The organism is Kushneria phosphatilytica (assembly GCF_008247605.1).
GTDB lineage: Bacteria > Pseudomonadota > Gammaproteobacteria > Pseudomonadales > Halomonadaceae > Kushneria > Kushneria phosphatilytica.
On record NZ_CP043420.1, the window covers coordinates 2402706 to 2414713 of the forward strand.

15 protein-coding genes are annotated in these 12008 nt (G+C 57.8%); 6 read left to right on the forward strand and 9 right to left on the reverse strand.

Annotated features, from left to right (window positions below; all coding sequences use genetic code 11):
• Window positions 1–28 precede the first annotated feature (28 nt).
• Together FY550_RS11090 and FY550_RS11095 are read right to left on the reverse strand one after the other, a co-directional pair.
• Window positions 29–397 carry a GtrA family protein gene (locus tag FY550_RS11090; RefSeq protein ID WP_070979259.1) on the reverse strand — a complete coding sequence of 123 codons (369 nt, stop codon included), beginning with the start codon at window positions 395–397 and terminating at the stop codon, window positions 29–31.
• Between the two features lie 5 nt (window positions 398–402).
• Complete coding sequence (locus FY550_RS11095; RefSeq protein WP_070979032.1) at window positions 403–1401, reverse strand: glycosyltransferase family 2 protein; 999 nt, start codon at window positions 1399–1401, stop codon at window positions 403–405.
• A 137-nt stretch (window positions 1402–1538) separates the two neighbouring features.
• On the opposite strand from FY550_RS11095, the gene FY550_RS11100 reads away from it, so the two are divergent.
• Both FY550_RS11100 and FY550_RS11105 read left to right on the forward strand, forming a co-directional pair.
• Window positions 1539–2297, forward strand: a complete 759-nt coding sequence (locus FY550_RS11100) for a lipopolysaccharide kinase InaA family protein (protein WP_070979261.1) — start codon at window positions 1539–1541, stop codon at window positions 2295–2297.
• 176 nt (window positions 2298–2473) lie between these two features.
• Window positions 2474–3040 carry an OmpW/AlkL family protein gene (locus FY550_RS11105; RefSeq protein WP_070979034.1) on the forward strand — a complete coding sequence of 189 codons (567 nt, stop codon included), beginning with the start codon at window positions 2474–2476 and terminating at the stop codon, window positions 3038–3040.
• Window positions 3041–3112: 72 nt separating this feature from the next.
• Here the strand turns inward: FY550_RS11105 and FY550_RS11110 are convergent, their stop codons facing one another.
• Both FY550_RS11110 and FY550_RS11115 read right to left on the reverse strand, forming a co-directional pair.
• On the reverse strand, window positions 3113–3622 hold the full coding sequence (locus FY550_RS11110) for a gamma-glutamylcyclotransferase family protein (RefSeq protein WP_139148706.1): 510 nt from the start codon (window positions 3620–3622) through the stop codon (window positions 3113–3115).
• A complete protein-coding gene (locus FY550_RS11115; RefSeq protein WP_070979036.1) occupies window positions 3619–3969 on the reverse strand; it encodes a YqcC family protein in 351 nt (116 codons plus the stop codon). The genes FY550_RS11110 and FY550_RS11115 overlap by 4 nt, the downstream gene beginning before the upstream one ends.
• 242 nt (window positions 3970–4211) lie before the next feature.
• On the opposite strand from FY550_RS11115, the gene FY550_RS11120 reads away from it, so the two are divergent.
• From FY550_RS11120 to FY550_RS11135, 4 genes are all read left to right on the forward strand, one after another.
• Entirely contained in the window at window positions 4212–5219 is a 1008-nt protein-coding gene (locus FY550_RS11120) for a DUF3549 family protein (protein WP_168201486.1), read from the forward strand.
• A complete protein-coding gene (locus FY550_RS11125; protein WP_070979040.1) occupies window positions 5216–5653 on the forward strand; it encodes an ATP-dependent zinc protease family protein in 438 nt (145 codons plus the stop codon). Before FY550_RS11120 ends, FY550_RS11125 begins: the two co-directional genes overlap by 4 nt.
• A gap of 39 nt (window positions 5654–5692) precedes the next feature.
• A complete protein-coding gene (rimK, locus tag FY550_RS11130) occupies window positions 5693–6601 on the forward strand; it encodes a 30S ribosomal protein S6--L-glutamate ligase (protein ID WP_070979042.1) in 909 nt (302 codons plus the stop codon).
• Window positions 6602–6727: 126 nt separating this feature from the next.
• Complete coding sequence (locus tag FY550_RS11135) at window positions 6728–7177, forward strand: hypothetical protein (protein ID WP_070979044.1); 450 nt, start codon at window positions 6728–6730, stop codon at window positions 7175–7177.
• Here FY550_RS11135 and FY550_RS11140 read toward each other — a convergent pair.
• The 5 genes from FY550_RS11140 to sufC form a co-directional block, all read right to left on the reverse strand.
• The gene (locus FY550_RS11140) at window positions 7095–7826 is read right to left on the reverse strand and encodes a SanA/YdcF family protein (RefSeq protein WP_168169330.1); all 732 of its coding nucleotides are present in this window, start codon (window positions 7824–7826) and stop codon (window positions 7095–7097) included. The two genes, FY550_RS11135 and FY550_RS11140, sit on opposite strands and share 83 nt — an antisense overlap.
• A gap of 181 nt (window positions 7827–8007) precedes the next feature.
• Window positions 8008–8568, reverse strand: coding sequence for a putative Fe-S cluster assembly protein SufT (gene sufT / locus FY550_RS11145; protein WP_070979047.1), 561 nt, complete (start codon window positions 8566–8568; stop codon window positions 8008–8010).
• A gap of 46 nt (window positions 8569–8614) precedes the next feature.
• Window positions 8615–9859, reverse strand: coding sequence for an aminotransferase class V-fold PLP-dependent enzyme (locus FY550_RS11150; RefSeq protein WP_407657367.1), 1245 nt, complete (start codon window positions 9857–9859; stop codon window positions 8615–8617).
• Entirely contained in the window at window positions 9856–11181 is a 1326-nt protein-coding gene (gene sufD, locus FY550_RS11155) for a Fe-S cluster assembly protein SufD (protein ID WP_070979049.1), read from the reverse strand. Before sufD ends, FY550_RS11150 begins: the two co-directional genes overlap by 4 nt.
• Window positions 11178–11930 (reverse strand): Fe-S cluster assembly ATPase SufC, encoded by a 753-nt coding sequence (gene sufC / locus FY550_RS11160; RefSeq protein WP_070979051.1) that lies wholly within the window; start codon window positions 11928–11930, stop codon window positions 11178–11180. The genes sufD and sufC overlap by 4 nt, the downstream gene beginning before the upstream one ends.
• Window positions 11931–12008 lie beyond the last annotated feature (78 nt).

Sequence of the window (12008 nt, forward strand, 5' to 3'; positions counted from 1 at the left end):
GAGTCTTTTGAACCGCAAGGCTTTCCTGTTAGCGAAAAGCCCACAGCCTGGCAGCCAGATACGAGACGATAGGCACAGCCAGCGTGGAAATGGTCAGCGCCACGAAATCAGGCAGTGGCGTGACGGCCAGCATGGAAGCCAGCAGAAAATTGTTGAGTGCAAATCCGGAGAGCGCAACCACGAAGAATTTAACGCCGCTCCCCTGCTGCTTGAAGGTGATGTGTCGGTGACCATGGAGAGACACCAGAAACGCCATCAGAAATGCCACAATATTGGCAATAAAGGGCGAAAGACCGGTAAAAAACCCCAGCAGAGCGCCTGCCGCCAACAGATGAATCAGCGTGGCTGCGCCCCCCACCAGACCAAAGCGGGTCATTCGTCCGGCTTCACCCAGCATCGCCTTCACGAGATGTCTACCTTCACCGCCGGTCTCGCCTGTGGCAACGGCTTCCGATCTGCACCACTGTCATGCTCGATCAAATAGAGCGGTCGCTGCTTGGCCTCTATGAACAGGCGACTGATGTACTCCCCCAGCACACCGACCGAGATCAGCTGCATGCCGCCAAAAAACAGAATGGCTGTCATCAGCGACGCATAACCCGGCACCTGACTTCCGAAGATCATTACTTTTGTCAGCAGAATCACAATATAGAAGAAACTCAGCAGCGCCACGACACCACCGATATAGCTCCAGACTCGCAATGGCCAGGTCGAAAAACTGACCAGCCCATCAAGCGCAAAATTCCAGAGCTTCCAGAAGTTGAATTTGGAATTGCCCACCTGCCGCGCCGGACGATCATAATAGACGCCTACCGACCGATACCCCGGCCAGGAAAACAGTCCCTTCATGAAACGGCTGCGCTCGGGCAACTGACGCAGGGCCTCGACAATACGACGATCAATCAGGCGATAATCGCCGGCATTGCTGGGAATGGTAGTAGTCGAGAGACGATTGAAAAAACTGTAGAACAGTCCTGCTGAGGTGCGCTTTCTGCGAGTATCCTCGTGACGCGACCCCCGCACCCCATACACCATGTCATAGCCTTCATTGCGCCATTTATGAACGAACTCATGAATCAGTTCGGGGGGGTCCTGTAGATCAACGTCCATGGGGACTACGGCATCACCGATGGCATGATCAATCCCGGCCGACATGGCTGCCTCCTTGCCAAAGTTGCGTGTCAGCCTGAGCCAGCGTACACGTTGATCACGTTCTGACGCTGCTGTTAGCGCTTCAGCAGTGCCATCGGTGGAGCCATCGTCAATAAAGAGAATTTCCAGCCTTGGCGCAACATCACGCAGGGTGGCGTCAATGGCGGATAGAAAGGGCTCTACCGCCTCCACCTCATTCATGACCGGAATCACCAGTGAAAGTGTCCAGCCGTCCTTATCTGCTGTCATTCCCTGCCTCTCTGAAACTGGCTTTTCTCAGTAGATTATCTTTTGTCGGACTCATTAGGCTGATTGAATCATTATTGACTTGAAGACGCTGCTGACGTGCCATGCACCTCTGAGCAGAAATGCTTTATGATCAATCAATGAAGAATATTATCGATCCCCATTACCGCGCCCTGCTCAGACAGCATGAACTTGATGACTTTGAACAGCTCTGGGCACTTGATCTGCCTCCCGTCGACGCCCCCAATCTGGAACGTGGCGGTCATTCGGAAGTTGCCATACTGGCACTGGAAGGCCCCCATGGGTCGCAGCGTTTCTTTCTCAAGCGTCAGACCAATCATCTCGGCCGCAGCCTGCAGCGCCCTCTCGGGGAACCTACCTTTGCCCGCGAGATGCGCAATATCCGCGCTTTCGAACGACTGGGCATTCCGGCATTGACAGCAGCCTGGTATGGAGAACGACGCAGACCCGGTCAGTGGCGCGCCATTCTGCTTACTCCGGCGCTGGATGACCACCAGGACATGATGCACTGGCATCAGCAGTGGCCGACCCTCGATCCGGCGACTCGGCAGGCAATTGTCGAAAGCTGTGCGCGCCTGTTGCGTCGACTTCATCAGAAACACTGGCGCCACGGAAGCCTCTATGCCAAACATGTGTTCCTGCGCCCATTGAGCGAGCAGTCGAACTCCTTCGAAGCGCGTTTTATCGATCTTGAGAAATCCCGCCCCCTGATCAATGCACGTCGAGAACGACTGCGCGATCTCGAAGTCTTTGCCCGCCGGCTGCATGAGTGGGATAGCTCTACATGGCAACGGTTCCTGGCGACTTATCTCGACTGTGAGCTGGACTCCAGGCTGCTGAAACGCTGGGAAGGAATGTTTCACTCCAGTCGCCGATGAGTGCACTCGATACGTGCCATATATTTACTTTATGACATTGATTACATTTTTTTTCACACCAGGGGGATGACAAATCGAACAGTGTTTTTTATATTGCATCCATCCTTTAGAGAACAGTGTTCTCTAATCAGAAGAACCATCAGGGTCGAAGCCCGGCTCTTGCAAGGAGATGCATCATGAAAATGTCCCGAATCCTGACTGCTACCATTGTCGCCGGTTCCTGTGCCTTTGCTGCACAGTCTGCACTGGCCTATGGCCAGGGCGATGTCTTCGTCCGTGGCGATGTTACCAAGTCCGAGCCCACCGGCACTGGCAAGTACGACAGTGATCACGGCTGGACGGGTGCCATTGGTGTCATGCCCTTTGACAAGATCGGTGTAGAACTCAACACCAGCAACCGCGCGAAATACGACGCCGACAATGGCGGCCATTTCAAGGCACGCCCTTACAGCCTGCTGGCTCAGTACTATCCGCTGGGCGGTACTGATGCCAGGGTGCAGCCCTATGTAGGTGCTGGTGCTACCTACATGCGCTTCAATGGCGCCGACCTGAATGATCGAAGCGGCGTTGATGACAGCAGCTGGGGCTGGACCGGCCAGCTGGGTGTCGATCTTCAGGTGACTGATAACTGGGCCGTCAACGGCTTTGCCCAGTACACCGATGTTGACGTTGACTACAGCGGTGGCGGTCACGACAAGCTGAATCCGGTTACCGTGGGCGGTGGTGTCACCTACCGTTTCTAAGACGGAAACGATCGGAAGTCATATCACGCCGGCCTTCGGGCCGGCGTTTTTACGTTGGCAGGACGCCCCCGATCAGTGGGACGAACGCTGCCGAATACCGATCTCCTGCAGCGCATCCGCTTCCAGGCCTTCAACACAAGGCTGCTGCCGCAGTGCTTCATAATAACCGGGTGACAGCCAGGGCTTGCCGGCCAGTAAATGAGCCATGTACTCCTGCGCAGGCAGACGCCCGCTCTCAACCTTCTCCGGGAGCGCTACATAGACCCAGCCACGGAGCATTCCATGCTCTGTTTCAAGGGACTCGATACGCCGACGGTACTGGTCCGGATGACCTTCGTAGGGATCCATCAGTTCAATCTGTTCAGGATGTGTCAGTTCGTGTAGAACCCCTTCCACCACTGCCTGACTGTCGGGAGTGACATTGGCATGTGCCACCCCCTCGATTCGGGCCGCCTTGTCAAAGGTCAACCGCCATCCTGAAAGACGCGCGGCCAGCGCAGCCCGCGTTTCTCCTACACGCGCGTTCATGCGTGCCAGATTCATGTTGCTGCCATAAGCAAAATAGTAATGCACTTCACTCATGACGATGCCTGTTCCCGCAGATGCCCGGTATTGAGCACATGATCAATGTCATGCAGCGACTCCAGTACAGGAAGTCGCCGGCCGGTGGAAAGCCCCTGCAGTTGAAGCTCGGCAGCTGGTGCAATCTGCGACTGTTGTGGCAGAGCACTCCCCTGCTCAAGGCTTTCTCGCAGGCGCGCGCAAAGAACAAAGCGCAACCACTGCGGCAGGGTCATGGTATCGATACAGAAGGGTTCCGAACTTTCAAAGGCTTCTTCGGGCGGCGGCTCCTGTTTCCATAGATCGCCGGCCCGCATCGAAGACTCAAGTCGCTCGAGTGCCACGGCAAGCTGTTGATGCTGAGTCATGTTATCTCCTGAAAATCCGTTATCCGATGCCTGAATACGAACTGGTGAAGCGTCCATACACAATAATGCACAGAAAGGCTGAACGAGGCTGTGAACAAGTTTGGGATATCCTTCGCCAGCGCTGATAACACCCGGGCTGTCACAGGACGGTCAAAATCTGACCAGCACCTTATCAGTGGCTGGAAAGCCTGAAGACGACACGTTACATTGCCTGCCCTGTCGACAGAAGACGAAGGGTTCAAGTGAGTGTACCACTGACGCTCGATGCGCTATTTACCCGCACCGGGCAACCACCAGGCTACTATCATGCGGGGCGCCGGGTCATACCCTGCGCTCGGTCACACATGCAGGCTTTTGAAGCGCAGGAGCTGGCCTGGGAGGCCCCCTGGCAGGGGCATGCCCGGCTGGCAATCGTTTTTCCAGGTGTCCGTCATGGCGACCCCAATCTCTGGTGCCTTGGCCTGCCGCTGGATGAACAGGGCATGTTGCAGCCAGGGCCACGCGATGCCCTCATCGAGCGCCTGCTGCACTCCATGAATGCGCCAGACCGCGCCGAGAAGGAGGATCTGACGAGTGAGCCATTGGCCTTTCAGCCGGACACTCTGACCCTGGCCATGCTGCATGCTCGCATCACCCACGATCTGGCACTGCCTGCCAGCAGCTGGTGGCAGCCTGCCCATGAGGCACTGACCATTGCCGATACCGGCCGACACTGGTCCACACTGGGACTACAGGGTGTCGCGGATACCGTGGTACGCCGAACCCGAGAGGAGGAAATGCAGATCGCCGAGCGTCTGCCGCACTTGTCGGTCGAGGCGCTGCACGCACTCTGCTACTGTTTGGAACATGCGCCACCGGCAACCGATGCGCTCGTGACGGCCCTCTGGCTCCGCAGTCAGGCGGAGATCGAGGCAACGGCCTCTTTCCGAGCCTGTCAGCGTGCTGGAATCAGCAGTGAGCTGCCCGACGCCGCCAAATGGGTCGATACTCTGCTGCGTCATGAGCCGGATGACGAGACGCTGGCGGTTATTGCAGCACGCGGCTGGTCTCATCTGGAACATGAAGAACGGCTGAAGCTGTTTCTGGATCACCTGGCCAGGCGTCCATCTGCCAGCTTTCGAGCCCTGATCAGCGATCTTGCTCTGATCCCGCGACTCAGGTTGCCGGTACTGATGCTGATGCGACAGGCCGATCGGGATACACCGCTGGCCCATCAGGTCAGAATGATGCTTGGGAAAACTGCTTCATGACACCATTGCCCTATGAACCGCGCGCCATCCTGGGGCGCCGCGAGATGGTCGAACTGCCAGAGCTGGCATTACGTCTGGCCTGCAAGATCGATACTGGCGCCCGTACATCGGCGCTGCATGCCGAACGTATCGAGCTGATCGAAGACAATGGCGATCAGTGGGTCGAATTCGACACCTGGACTGGCGATGATGGCAGTGCCAGACGCCGCTTTCGAATGCCCTTTTATGATCGTCGACGCGTACGCAGCTCCAACGGTCATATCACGTGGCGCCATGTGATTCGCACGCCCATGGAACTGGGCGAGATGTGCTGGGACATTGAACTGACACTGGTCGACCGCAGCCGCATGCGGCATCCCATGCTGCTGGGACGACGTGCCATGCGCCGAATGCTGGTCGCACCAGGCGCTTCCTTTCTACACGGCGCGCCCTGAGTCATCAAAGACCGGAAGCGACCTATACGAGGTGTTTTCATGCACATTGCCCTGCTCTCTCGCAACCGCAATCTGTACTCATCGCGTCGCCTTATCGAGGCCGCTGAACAACGCGGGCATACGATACGTGTCGTCAATACCCTGCGCTGCTACATGAATATCGCCTCGCACCGTCCTTCGATTCACTACAAGGGCGAAGAACTGGAAACCTTCGATGCGGTCATTCCACGCATTGGCTCCTCGGTGACCTTTTATGGCTGCGCCGTTTTGCGCCAGTTTGAGATGATGGGCACCTACGTACTCAACGATTCGGTGGGTATCACTCGCTCCCGCGACAAGCTGCGCTCATTGCAACTGCTGTCGCGCAAGGGATTGGGATTACCGGTAACCGGATTTGCCCACTCTCCTGACGATATTCCCGACCTGATCAGAATGGTGGGCGGAGCACCACTGGTAATCAAGTTGCTCGAGGGCACCCAGGGCATCGGCGTGGTGCTGGCAGAAACCGTACAGGCCGCTGAAAGCGTGATACAGGCCTTCATGGGATTACACGCCAATATCATGGTCCAGGAGTATATCCGCGAGGCAAAGGGTGCCGATCTGAGATGTTTCGTGGTGGGAGACAAGGTCGTCGCGGCCATGCGCCGTCAGGCCGCTGAAGGCGAATTTCGCTCCAATCTGCATCGTGGTGGTACGGCACATACCATTCGCATTACTCCCGAAGAGCGCTCAACAGCCATTCGTGCGGCACGCGCCATGGGGTTACAGGTCGCCGGGGTCGATTTGCTGCGCTCCCATCATGGACCGGTCATTATGGAGGTCAACTCATCACCCGGGCTGGAAGGTATTGAAACCACGACCGGTCGTGATGTGGCCGGTCTCATCATTGATCACCTCGAAAAGCATGCGGCACCGGTTCAGAAGGTACCGCCCCGACCACGCGGCTAGAAAACAAGCAGCGCACGCCAATGGTGACTAATTCGGCAATGCCAGGTTTCTCGGGACGCGTTAGAATCAGGAGGGTGGCAAACTGCCCGAATTCGCGCCTATCAGCGTCAGCGGAGATGATCGCTCATGTTTCTCGATAATCGCCAGGCGGCGATCGACGGCCTGCTCGAGGCGCTGGCCGACAGCCTCGATTATTTTCAGGATAACGCCGCACGCCTGCCGGGCCATCTTCGTGAGCAGTTCGGTCCCGTGTTCGAGGAGCGCCGCGAGGAAGTGCGCAAGCTACAGAAACTGGCTCGTCGGCATCTGAAGCTGCTGCCGCGCGATGCTGATGTAGAGCGCGATGATTATCTGTGGCTCTGGAGCCGGCTGAAAAGCTTTGTAGGCAATGATGTGCAGGTACTGATTCGTGAACTGCTGGAGCAGGAACGCGTATTGATGCAGGCCCTCTCCAATGCCTTCACCCATCCTCTGCCCGAAGACATGGAAGCGGTCATGGAGCAGCTGTGGCGCAACTGCCGACGGATGATCCAGCTGCTTTACCGTCACCAGGAGCGTCATCAGAAGCGTCGCTGACACCGGTACAAAGTGGTATCAACGGCTTCGGGTGGCCATCGATCAAATCGCCACCCTCTTTCGATGGCATCATCTCCACTCGGGGACCGAGAAAATACGGCTGACGCTGCCAGATAAAAAGATCACCAATGGTCCAGGCGCGAGCCAGCCATTCACGCAGTCTCAATGACCAGTGATAGCTTGGTGGTGAAGTCTGCGCCACGCAGCCTGTGGCCTGCAGTCCGACATGATCGGCGATGTACAGCGCTCGCGGCAGATGCCAGGCCTGGCTGATCAATACTACGTGTCGGGCCCCGAAAATGCGTTGTGCGCGCACCAGACTGTCAAAGGTACTGAAACCGGCATAATCAAGCGTCATGGCTGAGGCAGGCACGCCACGCTTTTTCATGTCACGCCACATGACCACTGGCTCGTTGTAATAGCGGGTGTGATTGTCACCCGACAGGAGCAGATGCTCGACACGATCAAGATGATAAAGGCGCGATGCGGTATCAAGTCTTGCCTGATACCAGGGATTGGTACCGCCCCCTCGCAGCCCCCATGAGGTCCCGAAAATCAGCCCCACAGGTGCCTTCCCACAACTGGCCGGGTTCGAGTGAATGCGATCCCTCGTCACCCACCATATCCAGCCATTGGCGAGGGCGATCATGAGTATTCCCGTCAACAGCAGCCCCGCCAGCACGGCCGCACATTTTCCTGTTACGCCGGTCATGCCTGTCGCTGCTCACTCATGCCCGTTCAGAGTTGCCCATCCTGTGAGCGAGCCAGCTTAAGCGAGCCTCGCAAGTCTCACAACCCGAAGCTCGATTTCAGGAGCCGGCAAAAAGTATTCAGAACATATTGAGTTCGAGTTTGGCCTCGTCGCTCATCATGTCGCGCGACCACGGCGGAGAGAAAACAATCTCGATATGTACCTTCTGCACCTGTGGGGCACTCTCGATCTTGCGCTTGGCATCCTGAGCGATAACATCGCCCATGCCACATCCCGGCGCTGTCAGCGTCATGCGTACATTGACCATCTTCTCGCCGCTGATCAGCGTGTCGATGCGACAGCCATAAACCAGCCCCAGCTCCACAATATTGACGGGGATTTCCGGGTCGTAACAGGTTTTCAACTGCTCCCAGACAAACGCTTCAAGCTCTTCGTCAGTGGCGTTCTCATGGAGGGTTGGACGCGGCGCCGGTTCAAGTCCCAGCGCATCGAGATCATGCCCTTCGATCAGGTACATGCTGTATTCCAGCACCACCGTCACCGCGGTACCCAACGCCTGAGTCACCTGGACCACGGTATCTTCTTCCAGTGTCACAGGCTGGCCGGAAGGAATCGCGACCGCTTCAACACTGCGTTGCAGCGGTAACTGCTGGCCCTTGTAGAGAGACTCGAGTGCCATGCTATCTCCGTTATCGTGTCAGGTAACGCACCGAAGCGGCGCCCTCTCAGCCTCGCACCATGGTCACAACCCGCTCAAGGGCATCAACGAAGTGATCCACTTCCTCCAGCGTGTTATAGACCGCGAAAGAGGCCCGACAGGTCGCCTCGAGCCCGTAATGATTCAGCAGTGGCTGCGCACAGTGATGGCCTGTCCGGATGGCCACCCCGAACTGATCAATCAGCAGCCCGATATCCTGGGCGTGAGCCCCCTCGATGACGAAGGAGATTACCGCAGCCTTGTGTGGCGCGTTCCCGATGATGCGCATGCCCTCGATAGCCTGCATGCGCTCGGTAGCATGCGTCAGCAGCCGCTTTTCCCAATCCTCGATCAGATCGAAATGCAGGTTGGTGATCCAGCGCAGCGCACGGTCGAGTGCAATGACCTCGGCGATGGCAGGCGTGCCGGCTTCGAAGCGATGCGGGATATCGGCAAAGGTCGTGCCCTGATCGAAGCTGACCGTACTGATCATCTCACCACCGCCCTGCCAGGGAGGCATGTCCTCCAGCAGTGCCGCGCGGCCGTAGAGCACGCCCACCCCGGTCGGGCCGTAGACCTTGTGCCCGGAGAAGGCATAGAAGTCCGCACCGAGCGCCTGCACGTCAACACGCTGATGGGGCACCGCCTGAGCACCATCCACCATCATCACCGCATCGTGCTGATGCGCCAGCGTGCTCATCTCGGCGATCGGATTGATGGTGCCCAGCGCATTGGAAACATGGGAAACGGCGACCAGCCGGGTACGCTCACCCAGCAGTTGCCGATAGGCCTGCATGTCCAGTACGCCCTGCTCATCCACCGGAATCACATGGAGCTTCAGATCAAGCTCTCGCGCCAGCAGCTGCCAGGGCACGATATTGGAGTGGTGCTCCATGTGCGAGACCAGAATTTCATCGCCGGGATGCAGCTGACTGCGCCCCCAGCTCTGGGCCACCAGATTGATCGCCTCGGTCGTGCCGCGAGTGAATACGATCTCGCGGGTGGACTCGGCATTGACGAACTCGCGCACCGTATCGCGAGACTGCTCATAAGCGGCGGTTGCCTCATCCGCCAGACAGTGCAGTCCGCGATGGATATTGGCGTTGTAACGGCCGTAATAATCCTGCAGGCAATCCAGCACCGGCTGCGGCGTCTGACTGGTCGCCGCATTATCCAGATAGAGCAATGGCTGATCGCCATGCACCCGGCGCGCCAGAATCGGGAACTGGGCCCGAATGGCCTCGACATCGAGCACGAGTTCGTCTGTCATCATGCTGCGCTATCCTCCACGACACCAGCCAGATTGAAGCGATCCGGCAGTTTGCCGGCCACCGTGCGCTCGACACGCTCGGTAATTGCCGCCAGCGGAATCTGCTCCATGACCTCGGTGGCAAACGCCAGCGTCAGCAATCCACGTGCCATTTCATGACTGATGCCGCGAGCACGCAGCGCAAAGATGGCATTTTCATCCAGCTGCCCGGTGGTCGCTCCGTGGGAACAGAGCACGTCATCGGCGTAGATCTCCAATTCCGGCTTGGTATCGATCTCGGCGCGATCGGAGAGCAGCAGATTGGCATTGTTCTGATAGCCTCGCACCTGCTGAGCATCGCGCTTGATATAAACCCGACCGTTGAAGACGCCTCTCGCACGTCCGCCAAGGATGCCCTTGTAACTCTCGTTGGAGTAGGTTCTCGGCGCGTTGTGATTGACCTGAGTGTGGTTATCGATGTGCTGGCGCTCCTGACCGAAAAACAGACCCCAGAATTCGGCAGTCGCGTTTTCATCGTTGAGCTCGCTGATCAGATCGTTACGGACCAGCGCACCCCCCAGATTCAGGTTATAGGAGGCATAAAAGCTGTCACGATGCTGATCGATGTGCATGCTGGAAACGTGATATTCGCTCTGGCTCGCTTCCTGCAGCTTGTAGTGACGCAGCCTTGCGTTGGCATCAAGGCTGGCTTCACCCACCACGTTGGTGAAATTGGCTGCCGCCTGTTCACCAATGTAATGCTCGATCAGACTGGCCTCACTGCCGCGCTCGGCGCGAACCAACAGGCGCGGATGACTCATGACGGCACGCTCGGCAGTACGCGACACGAAAATCGCGTAAACCGGCTTTTCCAGTACGGCATTGGGGCCCAGATGCAGCAGTACGCCTTCATGTGCAAAGGCCGTATTGAGCGCCGCAAACGGAGAAAAATCCTCACCGGTCAGTCGTCCCAGCTGCTCGCCGAGCACTTCACGACCGTTCATCAGCGCCTGCGAGAGCGGTTCGACCACCGTGCCTTCCGGCAGGTCGCCGATATTGGAGTGCTCGGAGCTGAACAAGCCATCCACAAATACCAGCCGATGGGCATCCATCTGCAGCTGAAGGGCTGCCAGGCGCTCCTCGGTCAGTGCGGCATCGCTGGCCAGCGTGAATTGGCTCTCGGCGATGCGGGAGACATCAGTATACTTCCATGCCTCCTGACGGGGAGTCGGAAAGCCCTGCCGGGCAAAGCTTTCGGCCGCCGCCCGACGCCGGCTGGTCAGCCACTCCGGCGCGCCCTGCTCGACGCGCTCCTGCAGAGGTTGCAGAAACGTTTCGGTACTCATGCCGCGCTCTCCTGATGGATCCATTCGTAGCCTTCGTCTTCCACTCGCAGAGCGAGCTGCTTGTCGCCCGAGCGGGCAATCCGGCCATCGATCAGTACGTGGACCTGATCCGGTTCGATGTGGTTGAGGATGCGTTGATAGTGCGTCACCAGCAGAATCGAGCGATTCTCGCTGCGCAGCGAATTGACACCCTGAGAGACGGTCTTCATGGCATCGATATCAAGCCCGGAATCGATCTCGTCAAGCAGGGCCAGCTTCGGCTGTAACACCAGCATCTGCAGGATCTCGTTACGTTTTTTCTCGCCCCCCGAGAAGCCTTCATTGACCGCACGCTGGAGGAAACTGGTATCCATACGCATGAACTCCAGCTTCTCCTTGACCAGCTTCATGAATTCCGGAGAGGGAATCTCCTCCTCGCCACGGGCCTCACGCTGGGCATTGAGTGCTGACTTGAGCAGATAGATGTTCTTGACCCCGGGAATCTCCACCGGGTACTGGAACCCCATCAGCATGCCGGCGCGCGCGCGATCCTCGACGTCCATTTCCAGCAGGTCCTGTCCTTCGAAAGTGATCGTGCCCTGCGTCACTTCATACCCGTCACGCCCGGCCAGCACCGAGGACAGCGTTGACTTGCCGGCTCCGTTCGGCCCCATGATGGCGTGCACCTCACCGGGATTGATGGTCAGGTTGATCCCCTTGAGGATTTCGGTCCCTTCCACGGTAGCGTGCAGATCCCTGATCTCGAGCATGTTGTGACCCTGCCAAATATTTGAATGGCCGTTTGCCGGCCTGAAGATTGAAAAGAGAAGCCGGGCAGGCAACAGCCC